The sequence below is a fragment of the Aurantimonas sp. C2-5-R2 genome (genome assembly GCF_036549495.1).
In the GTDB taxonomy this organism is placed as follows: Bacteria; Pseudomonadota; Alphaproteobacteria; order Rhizobiales; family Rhizobiaceae; genus Aurantimonas; species Aurantimonas coralicida_A.
Genome location: NZ_JAZHLJ010000033.1, coordinates 1 through 15,804, shown reverse-complemented (window position 1 = coordinate 15,804; position 15,804 = coordinate 1). Strand labels below are relative to the sequence as shown.

Below are 15,804 nucleotides of genomic sequence, written 5' to 3'. Positions count from 1 at the left end.
TTGCCGGTTAGTCGCCCGAGTTCTTTCAGCGGCGTGATCGACATTTTTCAGACTCCGACCGGCCCGCAGGCGGTTTCGGGCTGAGCCGCGCAGTGAATGGCCGACTCCGGCTCCGCGGCGCATTCCGTATCTGGCAGGCTCGGTGCCAATCGACGCGTCAGAACGGCGAGTGCCAGCCCCGCCAGCCGCGCGGCGGGGGGATCGGCGCGCGAACTCAGCACCACCGGCGCAGATAGGCCCATGACGAGACCCGCCGCTGTGGCGCCGGCCAGATATTCCAGGTTCTTGGCCAGGATGTTGCCGGAGACGAGGTCCGGGACCAGCAGGATATCGACGTCGCCGGCAACCTCCGAGACGATGCCCTTTTCGCGCGCGGCGTCGGCCGAAATCGCGTTATCAAAGGCCAGAGGGCCGTCGACAATCGCACCGGCAATCTGCCCCCGCTTGGCCATCAGAGCGAGGCAGGCAGCGTCAAGGGTCGATACGATCGCAGGATTGACCGTCTCGACCGCGGACAACACGGCGACCTTGGGTGTTTCGATGCCGAGGTGCCGGAGGAGCACGATGGCATTTTGAAGAATCTGCGCCTTGGCGTTGAGGTCCGGGGTGATGTTGATGGCCGCGTCTGTGATCGCAAGCAGCTTCGGGTAGGTCGGGATATCGACCATGAAAACGTGGCTGACGCGCTGGCCCGACACTCGCAAGCCGCGTTCCGTGTCGAGCAGCGCCCGCATGAAGGCATCGGTGTGAATCTGCCCCTTCATCACCGCATCGACCTTGCCGGTCCGAACCAGGTCGACGCCGGCTCGCGCCGCTTCGGCTTCGCTCTTTGCGGCGACGATCATTGTACGATCGAGATCGACGCCGGCTTCCTTGGCGCAAGCCAGGATCGCTTCCGGATCACCAATGAGGCGGGGCTCAATCAGGCCGAGTGACGCGGCCTCTTGTACCGTCTTGAGGACGAGCCCCTGCTCGGCGGCGACCACCGCCACACGGATCGGCGCATGCGTCCGTGCCTGCTGGACGAGATCGTCAAGGGTCGCGGCCTGCCTAGCCATGAGCGCGCACTTTCGCTTCGGAGAAGGACATCCGCAGCAAATCCCGGGTCTGTCGCGCGATAATCAGTTCCTCGTCGGCCTTGAAGGCTTCTATCGGAACGCTGCTGGCATCCGTCGAAATGACGCGCGCATGATTGGCATTGCGGCGGGCGTCGAGCCTGAGGCCGAGATAGGCGAGCCCGTCGCAAATGCGGGAGCGGATCTCAGGCGAATTCGCGCCGATGCCCCCGGTGAAGACAACCCGGTCGAGGCCTCCGAGAGCGGCGGTCAGACCGGCCCGATGCCGGCGTGCGTGATGGCAGAAGTAGTGGCCATCGGGTAGTCCGATGCGCTCGATGGCGCCCGACCAGAGCCGCTCCATCGGCTCGTCAGCCAAAGACAGCGCGAACTTCACGCTCGACGACCCGCAGTTGATCACCAATATGGTTGGATCGGGGATCAAGGATTTTTCTCCTTTATGCCGGTGTCGCCTGTCACGCGGATGCTTCCCCCAGCGGCTGCGGTCGATGGGGCCGCGGGCTCTGCGTTCGGGTCAGGTCGAGTGGATTCCTTACGGCTCTTGCGGTGACCGCCGTGACCGCCGTGACCGAACATGTGCAGGGCGATCATTCCGACCCCGAGCGCGATCCAGATCCAGTTGTCGATTACCCATTGCATCTCGATATCTCCTGTTGCCGAAACGGTTGACCTATGCTGCCGGACTGATCGGCTTCCTCATTGGTGAGACATCGTATGGCTGCCGCCCCGAGCGCCTGTCAGCCGATCCGGACCAACGTCGCGGTGTTCGCTCGCAAATGGATCGAGGGCGACCCGAAGATCACTCAGTTGGCTCTTGAGAGCTGACACAACGGAATCGACCGTGGTGATCTGCTCGCTGTGAAATACGCCGGGACCGAACTGTCCCGACAGCATCTGACGCGCGATCTCAGCAGTGACGATCGCGGTCATCAATGCCTCGTTGCGTCCGACGACGCTCACCTCGATCGCTCGGGTTCCCTGCTTGGACTTACCGATGAGGCAAACAGCGACCGCGCAGATGTCGGAACCGATCCGCATGTTTCTCAGCAACCAGATCGCGACGGTCCGCCAATGAGGCTGGCGCATTCGCCGCCCCAGTCCCGCTCGGACGCCGACCGCGAGGAGCCAAGTCAAAAAGCGGCTATCGAAGCACAACCATGTGGAGACCGAAGGCACGTTCAACGTCGCCGGCAGAACCTGCTGGTCGGAAAAATTGAAGCGATAGGCCGTACTCGCGAAGCGCTGTCCCGGGAAACGAACACGCCGGCTTTCCGCGAAGCCGCGCACTGATAGATGCCGGCCTGCCTCCCGCACCTCGTAGTCTGCGTCGAGGTTATCCAGCATCCAGCCGATGGCGGCCTTTCCATGCCTGTCGCCCAATCCGAGCTGAATGAAGACATCGATCCGATCCGTGCGGTCCATGGCCTTCACTGCGTGCGCCGCCATCAGATTGGTCAGGCCGGGGGCGACGCCGACGCTAAGCGCGGCCGTAGCGCCGTTGCGCTTTGCCAACCCATCAAGTGAACTCACTCGACGCAGGAACTCGTAGCCGGCCGTTACATCGAGATAGTCAACGCCGTGAGACAGGCACTGTTCGACAAAACCAGTGTCCGCCTGATCGACGCTAACCAGGACCAATGCCACCCCGTCCAACTGAGTGCCGAGATTCCCCGAATTCACGTCCAATACGCGTCCGGTGACGCCCTCGCCTATTCGGGCCGCACAGGCCGTTGCTTTAGCGAGACTGCGCCCGGAGATAACGAGGCGGTTCGGAAAGCCGGGAGCAAGCTGTTCGGCAATGAGCTGTCCCACCTGGCCGTAGCCACCGATCAATAAGATCTTGGCCGGCGTATCGGACGAGCCACGGTCGATCCGCGCGTCTTCGAAGGAGGTCTGTGGAGATGCCGTTGATTGTCGCGTCGTCATCGCTCAATCCTCGGCACCGCGTTCAGCCGACTGTCCATAAAGCAGGCTGAAGGTCTGCTCGTAGACGCGGTCCCGCGCCTCGCGAGCGCTTTCCATCGCCTCGCCAACCTGCCCGATGCACAAGCGCTCGCGGTCGAGTAGCGGATGGTCCGGCGGCAGAACTGTCCGGTTCCTGGCGACGACATCGGCCAGAATTTCAACGCCCCGCATCGATGGATTGAAGGCTTCGGAAAACAGATACCGGCTGGTCCGCATCGGGTGCAGCCATTTGAGCCATTCGGCGACCCATGGATTCGTCGCGACCTGAACCCAGGGGCTGACGAAATTGCGGTAAAGCGTCTCGTTGGCCTCGGACACCGCTGCCACCCGTTCGAACGCCTCGGTCTGATGTGGGAATCTGAGGTCTGCGACCTGCCGCTCCTCGAACCTGACGGTGAATTGCGGCCTATGGCAGTCAGGATCGCCGGTGGGATTGTCGATCGTCATCTCATAGAGGCCCGGCGCCAGACCCTCGATGTCGTCGAGGCTTTCCAGAATGGCCCGGTGTTCGAGACGCGCGACCTTGGCCGAGACGAAGATGCCGAGATGGCCCACATGCGGATTGGTCAGATAGACGATCCGTTGACCGGCTCTTTTGAGATCGTCGGTGTCGTCGTAGACGGCCGGAATCCAGCCCAGAGCCTGATGCGGCGGCGTGATCTTGTCGCCGTAGGAGGCAAAGATGACGAGCGGGTTTCGAATGCGGCGAAGATCGGCCACGCAGCCGTCGCAAATCGGCATGAGCCCCTTTTCCAGCTTGTTGCCGATAAACAGGTTCTCGACGATCGCCAGGATTTCCTCGCGGCTGAGGAAATAGAACCCGTTCCACCAGCGTTCGAACTCCAGGAAGCGTTCACGCTCCGTGTCGACCTTGTGAAACAGCCCGGCATATTTCTCCCAGATGGCCTTTTCGGGTTTCAGGCTCTCGAAATTCTGGGCAAGCCAGGCACCGTCGAAACGGCCGTTGCCGAGATCGGCGGTCAGATGCGCGAGCCAGGCGCCGCCCAACAGGCCACCGCTTACCCGCATTGGATTGACGCCGGCCTCACCCGCCCAATAGGACAGGGGCGAGCCGTTCAGGACCGCGGGGCCGGCGATCCCCTCGCAGTCGGCCGATAGCAGGGTGACGGCCCAGCCCGCCTGGCAGTTACCGTAGAGCACCGGCGGTTTGCCCGGATGACGCCGGGCGACTTCTTCGACAAACCGTCTGAGCGCGTGCAGCACGTCGGCCAGCGTCTGACCCGGCGCGGGTTGGGGAAAGAACACCACGAAATAGGCGGGATGCCCCTCGTGCAAGGCCATCCCGATCTCGGAGTCGTGCTTGAACCCACCGATCCCGGGTCCGTGTCCGGCGCGCGGATCGAGGACGACGACCGGCGGCTTTTCCGGGTCGACGCAATCGTCCCAGCAGTCCTCGCCCAGTTCGGTTATGCGCAACAAGGCGTAGTTGGCGGGATGCTCGAAGCCACGCGCATCGAGGATCGTCTCGTATTTGAAATCGAGCAACGGCGGCAGACCCGCCCGCTCGTGCTCCAGCATGTTGTCGGCGCGCTGTCTGAGCGTGTCCCAGAACAGGATCGTCCGCTGCCAGACGTCGATACCGTAGCCCCAAGCATCATCCGGCAACCTTACGTTGGCCGACGTCGACGGCACCGGAGCCGTTTGCACCTCTTGCAGGCGCGGCTTGGGCGGGCTCGATCGTCTGGCGGGGACCTTGGCCGAACGGCTCCGCTTGAGGGGTGTGACTTTGCTCGCCTGCTGCATGGAAATTCTCCGCTCGCATCTTCTTGGCTATCAAGACGCAGGCCGCGAACATCCGTTACACGTCGCCGGATCGCCTGAACGTTCGGTCAAATCGCGATTTTGCCCGCAATAGATTTAGAGAGCGGGATGAGATTGATGTGAATCGGCGGGGGCCACGCCCGTCAAGCTGGCGTAAATTCGAAGGCAGCCATCTCGGCGGTCGTCATGCGGCGGCAGGCTGAAACTTGAGGATGGGATCGACGGTGACATTGCCCCAGATCCGCACGGTGCCGCCGACCACGATGGCATTGATCAAGGCCGCGTTGCTGAAAAGACCGCGGTACCCCCGCGCGGCGCCTCAGATGAAAAATCCGGCGATGATCAGTCCGCTCACCACGGTGGCGCCGACGATCGTGATGATCAGCGAGTTGGCCGTCATCCGGGCATAGCTTGTGCGGCTCAGCGCGAAACCGAGCGCCACGAACACGACGACGTCGAGAACGCCCTGTGACACCCAGTGATGACCGGTGACCGCTACCAGAGCGTCGAAAACGGTCTGGTTGCTTTCCTTCAGAACCACCAGCAATGCACTGAGGATGCTGGTGATCGAATAGGATATGCCGAATGCCGTGGCGGTGGCGCCGGCAGATTTGGTTGTAATGTCGGCGGTTTGAATCGTCGTCATCGTGTGGTCCTCCCTAGACCTGTTTGGCCAACAGGGCGACCTTGACGCCCATGCTGATGAACGCCCCGGCGCCTTCCATTGCCAGTCCCATCAGGACCACCAATCCGGAAACCCACAGTACGAGATTGCGCGTCGCCTTGACCCTGGCGACATCCCCCCTGACGACAATCGCCAAGAGGGTGGCGAGCAGCAGAAGCATCAGGAAAACATGCTCCTTGGTCTCCATGACGAAGGAATGAGAGAACGCCCATGGGCCAGCCTTGATAAGGGCCTTGTCGGCTCCGTAGTAGAGCACGTACCAGTAACCGCCGATGATGTAGGCGAGCCACATCAGGATGGCGGCGAGCATGCCGGCGCTGCGAATACGGCCGGTGTTGGCTTCGCTGGCATTGAGCGTCTCGACGAACACCCATACCGCCGCGATCATGGCGAGAACGCCGAACGTTGGGTGGAGCATCAGGATCAGTTCATTGGACATGGATTGCCTCCTCACAGTTCGCGTTGGTCGGTGGGAAGATGCCGGCGACTGAACCGGAAAACGAACGCGGCCGCGACCCCGAACAGCACCTTTGATGCAAGGCTGACCCCATAGGGCACCAGCGTCACGAAGGCGGGATTGATCGCGGGCAGGATCACAAAGAAGTTCATGGCCCACACCCCAACGAGCATGGCGACCACCGCGACAGGCTCCAGCGCCGTGCCGACAAGGCGCGGCAGCAGCCTGGGCATCAGAACGGCAATTACGATTCCCAGCGCGACCGCCAAGCCCATGTGAATAGCGAGCCCCAAAGGCACAGCGGACCGCGCGGCAACCAGTCCGGGGATCACTGATTGCGTCACGCCCCGGGCGACCATGGCGCCGTCGGACCCAGCCAGCTGCTCGTACAGGGCGATCCATCCCACTTCGATGGCGCCCCCTGCCAAGCCGGCTATCGCGCCAACCGGCAATGTTCGGTTACTGCGCGAGCGCACGGTCGCGCGAAGTCTTGTCCCGTTCATACCCGATTCCTCCATGACCCGGCTTTCAGCCAATGTTGAATAACGATGGAGTTCATCCCGAACGCAGTTTTTCCGATCGCATGTTCTCACTCCTCAAGACGCCAAGGGGCGGCATTCGTTACACGGGCCGGGACCAGGTCGCATTTGGCCGTCCGATCGATCGCCTTAATCGCTTGCGAAGAGTTCGCGAGGAGCCGTCCAGCGGGGGAACTCCAGCAGAGAACGAAGCCGGCGGCTGTTTCGACAGGCCAGGCCGTGACGCGTGGCGCTTATTTCGCCAGGTTCTCGTCCCAGAAGCGATCCAGCTCCTTCCGCCAGCCTGAATCGGTCGTGTTGTCGAAGTTGCTTCGGTCCACGGTGGGCGCACGTTCAAAAGCCGACTGCGCGGCGTTCAGAACATACAGCTCATGATCCGCCGTGGCCCGGAGATCCGTCCACCGGACCGCCACCAGCTTTTCTCCGATACCCAGGAATCCGCCGCGGGAGGCGAGCACATAGGCGATATCTTGCTTTTCGGGATCGAGCACGACGTCCTCGATCTCGCCCAGCTTCTCGTCATTCGTCGTGCGAATTTCGCCGCCGATCAGGGTATCGGCCCGCATCAGACGCGACATCCCGGTAACCGGCCGCGCGGTCTGGATGTGGGCACGACGCCAGGCAACCCGCTGATCCGGATCATCCGCTTCGATGCCACCTAGTATCTGGTGCTTCTCGTAAGTGACGCGCATCGAGTCGAGAATCCGCTGGCAGGATTGCTCGTCATCATCCAGCGCATAGACGTAGGCGGCATCGCGTAGCGCGTAGATCTTCTGGCGGGGCGTTCCCGCCATCCCGTAAACGGCGTAATAACCGGGATAGGTCGATGGCGCTGCCATGCCATAATCGCCGGGGGGAAGCACACCGAATCCAACGTCGGCCAGTTTCTGGTCGAACGCTCGCAGGTTTCCAAGGCACTGGCCCTCGACCTGCCGTCCTTCTGTCTCCTCGCCAGGCAGACTCTCTATATCGGTGGCCAAGGCGCTTGATGAAACCGCGAACGCCAATAGCGTCGCAGGCAACGTAAAACGAAGATTGTCCATCCTTCATTCTCCCATCATCGGTTGCTGTGTCGTCTTGCGTGCTTGCGGGGCAGAAAGAACCGGATCGGTATCCCGCTGATCGCCGGCCTCAGGCGGCGGGGGCGCTTCCGATGGAAGCAGACCGACTTGTCTGGTCGCGGCGGATCAGGCACGGCCTCCTCGGCTGCCGCGGGCGGCGAAAAAATTGTAGAGCGGGCCGAAGACCAGGGCCACGTACCAGCCATAGGCAAAGCTCTCGGCCAGCCCCAGGAGGAAGCTCGGCCAACTCAGCCAGGTGAAGCCGGGCAGCAGGCGCAGCCAGCTCTCATACATCGCCTGACCGGGGAACAAGAGGTCAAAACCGACGCAGAGAGTGAACGTGACCGCGAGGAAAAGGCCCAGGCTTGTGCCGAGCGCGAATACCGGGAGTCGCGGCGCCGCATGAACCGGTAGCGGCGTACCCGAGCGCGGTTCAATCATCGAAGAAACGGTTGCATCAGACATGGCTGTTCTCCAAATGAGGGCGTGAGTCTTTGGCGACGTGCCCGGTATATTGCTCGGGTGCGGCCTCGAAGATTTCGCGGCAATCGCGCGAGCAGAAGTAATAGACGCTGCCGTCGTGGACGCTCGGCTTGGCCCTGTCGGTGCGGACCGTCTTGCCGCAGACGGGATCCACGTCCTTCAGCGGCGGAATCCAGCGCAAGCCCTCGGGCGTTGCTTGCCCTCCGCCATCGGAGCTGTCGGGGTTGGCATTGCCTCCGCCCATGACGTGCTTGCCGCAACCGAGCCGCATCATCAGCACAATGGCCACAGCCCAGATCAGGAAGTAGAGGAGCGCTTCCATCGATCACGCCCTCGCCGACGGCCGGGCCGCATTCGCCTTCACGGCTGCGCAACCGGGTGTCGGCGCGTAGTCCGCGCCAGCGGTCTTTGCCGAAGCCCCGGTCATACTTTCGGCCCCTTCGTCGGTCGGGCGCGCGCAGCTTTTGGAGGCGATCTCGACGAGAGCGCCGACATGGGTGGCGAGCGCTTCAATCAGTTCTCGAGAAGCCTCGGCTTGCCGCTCAGGGATGGCATCAGGATGCTGCATCTCTTGCTTGCATTTGTCCGGAGCGTTCACCCGCGTGACGGGGTATTTGACCAGCTCAGCCTGACGCTCGACGAGCGCTACGGCACTGTCGGCCATCAAATTGGCCATATGCCGGATCTCCTGGATATTGCGCGTCTGCAAAGCGATCATGGCTTCGAGGTCGAGCCCGCAAATGCGCAGAACGGCGGGACTGGGCGATTGGGCTACGGATGTGTTCGGCATTGTCGACCCCTTTTCGACGGTCCATCAGATCGCGAACGGGCGGCTTGCAGCCGACGCGATGGAGCGTTCGACCCGTTGGACAGATAGACGGTCGGAAAAGGCGTTCGTTACAGTTCGGCCGGATTTTCCATGATTTCGGCACGAACGATGCTGCCATAAGCGCAGTCGCAGTCGAGATAGCCATGAATCGGGCAGGTCCGGCAGGTCTCTTCAGTCGCTGCCGAAGTGCTTGGCGGGCGCGGTGCAGACGGACGCGCAGATTGCTCTCGGTAATACCGAGGCCGGCGGCAATGCTTTCGCGGGATTCGCCGATCAGGTCGGCACGCCACAGAACGTCCGCGTAGTCCGCCTTCAAGGTCGGAAGGAGCTTGTAAAGACACATGCAGACGATGAAATCGAGGTCGTCCCTGCCCTCCCCGTCAAGGCGCACGGATTCCTCAATCCGGTAGTCGGACTCGGACTGCCGTTTTTTCCCTTGGGCGCGATAATGATCGATCAAGGTCGTCTCGAGCACCCGGCGCATCCAGGCCCGAAGCTTCTCCGTCTCGCGCACATCGCCGAACCGCGTGAGCACTTTGACATAGAAATCATGGAGAACGTCGGCTGCCTCGTCCGCGTTGCCGAGCCGGCGCGTGAGGAAACGCAACAGGTCCTGGTGAATCTCAACGATCACCGCGCGTACGGCGCTGTCCGACGGCTCTTTGTCTCTATCGTGCGTCATTTCATCCTCCGCCCTCGACCACCGGCGCACCGCGTTCATTCCGTCCGTCGTCCCAGGCAAGGTCGACGACTGTAACGCGCGACCGAAGACGCCGTCTTTACCGAGCAGTCACCGAGAGTGTCCCATCGGCGCCGACGTGATCGCTTCGACGTAACCACACGGTCAAATAGTTCAACTCCGGAACTGTGGACTGCAAGGACAGGGCAAGACGATGTGGATGAGATCGCTGTCGTTATTTCTTCGCCGCCTGATCAAGCGTGGATCCGTGGTCGTCGTGGACCCTGACGGGCGCTCGGAACGGTACGGCGAAGCGGCGTCGGATCCGGTCACCGTCCGGCTTCATACACGATCCCTACCGCGCAGGCTCCTCGTCAATCCGGATCTCGTCCTGGGCGAGGCCTATATGGACGGAGCGCTGACCGTCGACGGTGACGACATATACGGCCTGATCGAGCTGCTGCTCATCAATCTGGCTCAGCAGCCCGACGTTTGGCATTATCGGTGGCTCGCACGCCTTCGGCAATTGTCCCGAAACCTGGCGCAATTCAATCCCGCCGAGCGCGCGCGGCGCAATGTGGCGCATCACTATGATCTTTCCGGAGCACTCTACGACCTCTTTCTGGATGCCGACCGACAATATTCATGCGGGTATTTCCGGCATCCGGGCGACAGTCTGGAAGCGGCGCAGCAGGCCAAGAAGGCGCTCATCGCCACCAAGCTCCTTTTGAAACCGGGCCAACGTGTCCTGGATATCGGCTGCGGTTGGGGCGGACTTGGGCTCCAACTGGCGCGTGACCATGACGCCCGGGTGACGGGCGTCACGCTTTCGCAGGAACAGCATCGGATCGCCGAAGCGCGCGCGCGGACGAGCGGCCTGGCCGATCGGGCCCGGTTCCGCTTGCAGGATTATCGTCAGGTCGAGGGCAGCTTCGACCGGGTCGTGTCGGTCGGCATGTTCGAGCATGTCGGCGTGCCGCATTACCGGGAGTTCTTTGACACCCTGCGTCAACGCCTGTCGGAAGACGGTGTCGCGCTGCTGCACACCATCGGCCGCGCTGACGGACCGAGCGCGACCAATCCGTGGCTCGCGAAATACATCTTTCCCGGCGGGTACAGCCCGGCGCTGTCGGAACTCCTTGCGGAAGTGGAACGGTCGGGACTTTACGTGACCGATATCGAGATCTGGCGCCTTCACTATGCCGAGACGTTGAAGGCCTGGCGCCAGCGGTTCGAGGCCGAACTGGACCGGGTGCGCGAGATCTATGACGAGCGTTTTTGCCACATGTGGCGCTTCTACCTCGTCATCAGCGAACTGGCGTTCCGGCAAGGCGGCCACGTTGTCTTCCAAATCCAGCTTGCCAGGAAGCAGGACGCGGTCCCACTGACACGGGATTACCTGGCTTTGCCGGAGATCCGCGACGACTTCGCCAGCAAGGCTGCATAGTGACGGTGCAAATGCCCCGGAGACCAATTGCGGCGGCTGCGATCCTATCGCGTATGCCGACCGCCATGGTCTCCCGTGGCCGTCCAGCGCGACAGGAAGACGCGCTCATAGGCGAAGACCGCGGCGATGGCGGCGACAGCGATACCCACGATGAGCGGGTCCGATTGCAGTTTCAAGGCGCCGAAGACGCCGAGTACGAGCGCGTCCAGGGAGATGGCAACGATCAGCACCCAGCCGTTGGCGCCGATCTCCTGGCGCAGGCGGCGGAACACGCCCCAGTGAATCAATATGTCCATTACCAGATAGAAGAAGGCGCCCAGCGACGCGATGCGGCTGAGGTCGAAGAACACTGTCAGGAACCCCGCTACCACCACCGTGTAGACCAGGGTGTGTTCGCGGATTGGACCAGACATGCCAAAATGGCTGTGGGGGATCAACTCCATTTCCGTCAGCATCGCCAGCATGCGCGAGACGGCAAAGACGCTGGCGAGCAGGCCCGAGGCGGTGGCGACGACAGCAAGCGCGATGGTGAAGTAGAATCCATAGGCACCGAACGCCGGCTTCGCCGCCTCGGCCAGCGAATAGTCCTTGGCCGCGACGATCTCTTCGAGCGAGAGGCTGGAGCCGACCGCGAAGGCGACGAGCAGGTAGACCACCACGCAGATCGCGATCGAAAAGATGATCGTGCGACCGACATTGCGGTGCGGATCGACGATCTCGGCACCGCTGTTGGTGATCGTGGTGAAGCCTTTGAACGCGAGGATCGACAGCGCGACCGACGCCGTGAAGCCCGCGATCGGGAAAGCGTCCGACGATCCGGATGCCGGCTCGAAGCTGAATCCGCTTGCCGCGAGCGCGGCGATGCCGAAGACCGCGATGCCGCCGATCTTCAGGAACGCCATGACGACCGAGAACAGGCCGACGGAGCGGTTGCCGGATATGTTGACCAGATAGGCGAAGACGATCAGCCCGACGCCGAGCACCGGCACAAGGACATTGCCTGCATCCAGATCGAACGGCCTCAGGACGTAGGTGCCGAAGGTGCGGGCGACCAAGCTCTCGTTGATCACCATGGAAAGCGTCATCAGCAGCGACGCGGCCGCCGCGATGGCCCCTGGGCCGTAGGCCTTCTGCAAGATCATCGCGATCCCGCCCGCGGACGGAAAGGCGTTCGACATCTTCACATAGGTATAGGCGCTGAACCCGGTCACGATCCCGCCGGCGATGAAGGAGAGCGGGAACCAAGGCCCCGCCAGTTCCGCGATCTGCCCGGTGAGCGCGAAGATTCCCGCCCCGATCATAACGCCAGTGCCCATAGAGACGGCGCCGGTGAGGGTGATGCTGTTCGCTTGGTAACCAGATTTCATCATCTACTCTAAAGGGCGAACAAATTTCTTTCAGTCAAGCAGGCGGCGGAAGACGCGCAACAAACCGGCACGTGCCTTGATGGTCTTCCTGGCCGGAGGCGCCGGCTTGCCACGTATTCCAGAGTTTGATGACGGACGGCGAATGAGCTGTGCGACGGTGTGTCGACGAGGGCTGATTATTCTGATTTCGCCAGCGGCGCGTCGCACCAGCGCCCCAGAGACGAGGCCGCGCTGATAAGGTTACAAGCGACGTTCCACCTGGCTGACCGCCTGACCAGAGCGCTGCGCCGTCGCGCCTCCTGGCAGCGACGAGGCTCCGTGTAACGACCGGCTGTGTGTCTACGTCTTTGGTTGCGATGAAAAATTCCGCTATCCGCATCGATCCACCCAAACCACGGCTCGAAATAGACCGCGTGGCTGCAAAGCCGGAGCAAGAAACCACGATCGCTTCAAGCCTGAGCGACATCGCGAGTGGTCACGAATTTGATTCTGATCCAGCCGGGCACCAAATCGTGGAACGCCTGCCGTGCCGGTGGCGACCGAACGCGTCCGCCAGCGGGTCGGACGGTAATCGCTCGACGGCAAATCGAGGCATCGCCGGGCGACACGACGGCGGCGGCGGCAGCGGAGGCTCCGGGAACCCGGACGGGTTCAACGAGGCCGATTTGGAAGCCGACCTGCGAGAGTTCGTCGAAACCCTCATCGATCTTTTGGATCCCGCTTGCGCCGAGGTCGTCCGTCGCGCCGAACTCCTGGATCAGCCGCCGGCCAAGATTGCCCATGAAATGGGCCTCAGCGAACGGACGGTCGCCTCCCGTCTCGAGGTGGGGCGCCGTGCCCTGCTCTATCTCGTCATGCTGACCTTGCAACCGCCTTCGGACGCATGAGCCAGGAATGGATAGCGCGGCAGCGGCCGCCAGACCTGATTGCGAAGCGCCCATGCCGATGCGCACACGGGCGGCTAGCGGCAATCGTTCATGGACCAATCGTCGTGCATCGGAACAACGACCAAATAAAATGGTGAACGAGTGACCGTGAGGACGATTGCGCAGATCATTTTCGTCATGTTGCTCTGGGCGGCTTGCTATCCTTTGATCACAGTCGGCATCGCGTTCGCTCCGCACCTGACGTTCGCCGCGTTGCGCGCGGTTTTGGCGGGGCTGGCGTTGACCGGTCTGGCGATCGCGTTGCGACGGCCGCTCCCCAGAGGACGACGGGTCTGGGCAATGGTCACCGTCATCGGTGTCGGTGCCACCAGCCTTGGGTTTCTGGGCATGTTTCATGCCGCGGAGTTCGTCTCTCCCGGAATCGCCACGGTGATCGCCAACACCCAGCCGCTCTTGGCGGCCGTCCTGGCGGGTCTCGTTCTCAACGAGCGGCTGACCCCGCGCGGCAAGTTCGGGTTAATCCTGGGCTTTGTCGGGATCCTCATCATTGCCTCCCCCCAGTTCTTCGCGGGCGGACAGGACAATTACATGATCGGCATCGCCTACATCATCCTGGCCGCGCTCGGCATTACGATCAGCAATGTGGTGATCAAGCGGATCGCCGGCGAAGTCGATGTTCTCATGGCGATGGGACTTCAAATGCTGATCGGCAGCCTTCCACTGGTTATCGCGGCCTGGAGCTTGGAGGACCCGACATCGATCCGATGGTCGTTTACATTCGTCGGAGCTCTGCTTGTTCTCAGCCTGTTCGGATCCGCGCTGGTGTACTGGCTGTGGTTTTCGATCCTACAGAAGGCCCCGCTCAACCGGGCGAACGCGTTTAGCTTTCTGATTCCCATCTTCGGTCTCACCATGGGCGCGTTGTTTTTCGACGAGCCTCTGGGCTGGCCGCAACTGGTTGGCATCGCCCTCGCGATCCTCGGAGTCGGCCTGGTCACGCGTCAAGGGACGCGATCCGAGACGTCCAGCGGACAGAATGCGCCGATTGGTGCCCAAGTTCCGGGCGGCGGCAGGCGCGAACCACAGCAGACGTGATCGACTGTCGGCGGGCTTCGGCCGCGTCTACATCGAAGACCGCCACTCTTTGACAGTCCTCAGGCAGCTTTTTTGCGATGTGGCCGGTGGTCTTGATCAAGATCAAAGCCGCCTGCGCGCACTCCTTGCATGATTGATCTGAAATTGGCGCTCGGACTGCGTGCTCGACCATGGGAAAAGGCCGGATCTTTTTTTAAGCGCTGATCCTAAGCGGCTGAAGCGGGAAACGACCCTGTACTTCCCGACGCAGCAAATCAGGAGAGGCTTTGGAAAATGTTCACAGCGGATCACCGAATTCTCGCACCCAATGTGAAGCCGGTTCAGCCCAATGATGCTCATGTACCGGTAATGCCGGTCGTCACCGCTGCCCTGGCTGATCATCGTGGCGAGTTTCTGCGCTATCTCCTGCGCCGCCTCGGAGACAGGGATACGGCGGAGGACGTGCTTCAGAACTTCTGCCTGCGGGTAGTTTCCAGCAGCGTCGACCTCAGAAAGAGTGAAAGCGTCATCGCTTGGCTTTATACGGTGCTGCGGTCGGTCCTCACGGATCACTACCGCCGGGAGGCAGCGCGGCGGCGGCGGGAAGACCGCTATGTGCGGGAGCAGATCGCACTGGGCGAAAATCCTGACGAAATCGATCTCGAAGATATCCCTTGCGAATGTTTCCGCGAACTCCTTCCCGCATTGCGGCCGGACTATGCGGAGATTCTGCGACGGGTCGATTTGTCGAACGAGCCCCGCGGAAAGGCCGTGGCGAATCTCGGCATTACACCTGGAAACGCCAGAGTCCGGCTGCATCGAGCACGCCAAGCTTTGCGCGAAGCAATGCACGAATGCTGCGGCAGCTGTTGCGAACATGGTTTCAACAGTTGCACATGCGGCGACCGTCACCACTCGACTGGTGCGACAGAGACGAGTCAGGTCGCCTTTTCCTGACCGATTGGATCGCCTGCTTCGGCCATAATACCGCGTCGAATGCCTCATCGCGGAGCTGTGTCCGCCGATCGGTGATCGGGTCCGGTCGTCGAGGCGTCCGCACGACGGGAGGCCGATGTCTGGNTGCCGCAGCCGGATTCGCCGACAATCGCCAGCGTCTCGCGGCGGCGGACGGAAAAGCCGACACCATCGACAAGGTTCTTGCCCGGCTGGAAGCGCAGCGCAAAGTTTTCGAGCGTCAGGACGGTTTCGGAATCTGCCGATGACATGGCGCTGACCTGGCTCATGCCGCCACCAGATGGCCGGCGCCGCGATCGACCAGCACCAATCGCGCCGGCGCATCGCCCAGCTTCCTCACGGGGCTCGGGATCTCCTGGTCGAGGCGAGGAAAATGCGGTCGCCGCCGCGTCGGATCCGGCACCGGAACTGCTTCGATCAGCCGACGGGTATAGGGATGCCGGGGGTTGGAGAAAATCTGATCGCGAGTCCCGGTCTCGACGATCTGGCCGAGATACA

18 protein-coding genes are annotated in these 15,804 nt (G+C 62.1%); 4 read left to right on the top strand and 14 right to left on the bottom strand.

What is annotated here, in order from left to right; all coding sequences use genetic code 11:
- Positions 1-47: 47 nt before the first annotated feature.
- The 12 genes from VQ044_RS14515 to VQ044_RS14460 all read right to left on the bottom strand — a co-directional run bounded on the left by VQ044_RS14515 (position 48) and on the right by VQ044_RS14460 (position 9,598).
- A complete protein-coding gene (locus VQ044_RS14515; RefSeq protein WP_327647893.1) occupies positions 48-1,058 on the bottom strand; it encodes a bifunctional enoyl-CoA hydratase/phosphate acetyltransferase in 1,011 nt (336 codons plus the stop codon).
- Positions 1,051-1,500, bottom strand: coding sequence for a hypothetical protein (locus VQ044_RS14510; RefSeq protein ID WP_327647891.1), 450 nt, complete (start codon positions 1,498-1,500; stop codon positions 1,051-1,053). The genes VQ044_RS14515 and VQ044_RS14510 overlap by 8 nt, the downstream gene beginning before the upstream one ends.
- A gap of 272 nt (positions 1,501-1,772) precedes the next feature.
- The gene (locus VQ044_RS14505; RefSeq protein ID WP_327647889.1) at positions 1,773-2,909 is read right to left on the bottom strand and encodes a saccharopine dehydrogenase family protein; all 1,137 of its coding nucleotides are present in this window, start codon (positions 2,907-2,909) and stop codon (positions 1,773-1,775) included.
- A gap of 96 nt (positions 2,910-3,005) precedes the next feature.
- Positions 3,006-4,805 carry a DUF3141 domain-containing protein gene (locus VQ044_RS14500; RefSeq protein ID WP_327647887.1) on the bottom strand — a complete coding sequence of 600 codons (1,800 nt, stop codon included), beginning with the start codon at positions 4,803-4,805 and terminating at the stop codon, positions 3,006-3,008.
- A 337-nt stretch (positions 4,806-5,142) separates the two neighbouring features.
- Positions 5,143-5,469: a hypothetical protein gene (locus VQ044_RS14495; RefSeq protein WP_327647885.1), complete on the bottom strand. Its 327-nt coding sequence runs from the start codon at positions 5,467-5,469 to the stop codon at positions 5,143-5,145.
- A 13-nt stretch (positions 5,470-5,482) separates the two neighbouring features.
- Positions 5,483-5,947, bottom strand: coding sequence for a hypothetical protein (locus VQ044_RS14490; RefSeq protein WP_327647883.1), 465 nt, complete (start codon positions 5,945-5,947; stop codon positions 5,483-5,485).
- 11 nt (positions 5,948-5,958) lie between these two features.
- Positions 5,959-6,393, bottom strand: a complete 435-nt coding sequence (locus VQ044_RS14485; RefSeq protein WP_327647882.1) for a hypothetical protein — start codon at positions 6,391-6,393, stop codon at positions 5,959-5,961.
- Positions 6,394-6,737: 344 nt separating this feature from the next.
- Positions 6,738-7,547, bottom strand: coding sequence for a PRC-barrel domain-containing protein (locus tag VQ044_RS14480; protein ID WP_327647880.1), 810 nt, complete (start codon positions 7,545-7,547; stop codon positions 6,738-6,740).
- A gap of 144 nt (positions 7,548-7,691) precedes the next feature.
- Complete coding sequence (locus VQ044_RS14475; RefSeq protein WP_327647879.1) at positions 7,692-8,030, bottom strand: DUF5676 family membrane protein; 339 nt, start codon at positions 8,028-8,030, stop codon at positions 7,692-7,694.
- Positions 8,023-8,370, bottom strand: coding sequence for a YHS domain-containing protein (locus tag VQ044_RS14470; protein WP_327647878.1), 348 nt, complete (start codon positions 8,368-8,370; stop codon positions 8,023-8,025). The genes VQ044_RS14475 and VQ044_RS14470 overlap by 8 nt, the downstream gene beginning before the upstream one ends.
- A gap of 3 nt (positions 8,371-8,373) precedes the next feature.
- Positions 8,374-8,712 (bottom strand): hypothetical protein, encoded by a 339-nt coding sequence (locus tag VQ044_RS14465; RefSeq protein ID WP_327647877.1) that lies wholly within the window; start codon positions 8,710-8,712, stop codon positions 8,374-8,376.
- Complete coding sequence (locus VQ044_RS14460; protein WP_327651170.1) at positions 8,672-9,598, bottom strand: RNA polymerase sigma factor; 927 nt, start codon at positions 9,596-9,598, stop codon at positions 8,672-8,674. Before VQ044_RS14460 ends, VQ044_RS14465 begins: the two co-directional genes overlap by 41 nt.
- A 172-nt stretch (positions 9,599-9,770) precedes the next feature.
- Here VQ044_RS14460 and VQ044_RS14455 point away from each other — a divergent pair, with 172 nt between their 5' ends.
- The gene (locus tag VQ044_RS14455; protein ID WP_327647875.1) at positions 9,771-11,003 is read left to right on the top strand and encodes a cyclopropane-fatty-acyl-phospholipid synthase family protein; all 1,233 of its coding nucleotides are present in this window, start codon (positions 9,771-9,773) and stop codon (positions 11,001-11,003) included.
- 44 nt (positions 11,004-11,047) lie between these two features.
- Here the strand turns inward: VQ044_RS14455 and VQ044_RS14450 are convergent, their stop codons facing one another.
- A complete protein-coding gene (locus VQ044_RS14450; RefSeq protein WP_327647874.1) occupies positions 11,048-12,370 on the bottom strand; it encodes an APC family permease in 1,323 nt (440 codons plus the stop codon).
- 356 nt (positions 12,371-12,726) lie between these two features.
- Between VQ044_RS14450 and VQ044_RS14445 the strand changes: the two genes are divergently transcribed.
- From VQ044_RS14445 to VQ044_RS14435, 3 genes are all read left to right on the top strand, one after another.
- Positions 12,727-13,257 (top strand): RNA polymerase sigma factor, encoded by a 531-nt coding sequence (locus VQ044_RS14445; RefSeq protein ID WP_327647873.1) that lies wholly within the window; start codon positions 12,727-12,729, stop codon positions 13,255-13,257.
- 141 nt (positions 13,258-13,398) lie between these two features.
- The gene (locus VQ044_RS14440; RefSeq protein ID WP_442873823.1) at positions 13,399-14,352 is read left to right on the top strand and encodes a DMT family transporter; all 954 of its coding nucleotides are present in this window, start codon (positions 13,399-13,401) and stop codon (positions 14,350-14,352) included.
- Between the two features lie 348 nt (positions 14,353-14,700).
- The gene (locus tag VQ044_RS14435) at positions 14,701-15,288 is read left to right on the top strand and encodes an RNA polymerase sigma factor (RefSeq protein WP_327647871.1); all 588 of its coding nucleotides are present in this window, start codon (positions 14,701-14,703) and stop codon (positions 15,286-15,288) included.
- Between the two features lie 283 nt (positions 15,289-15,571).
- Here the strand turns inward: VQ044_RS14435 and VQ044_RS14430 are convergent.
- A partial coding sequence (locus tag VQ044_RS14430; RefSeq protein WP_331827657.1) for an oligopeptide/dipeptide ABC transporter ATP-binding protein occupies positions 15,572-15,804 on the bottom strand: 233 nt, incomplete at its 5' end.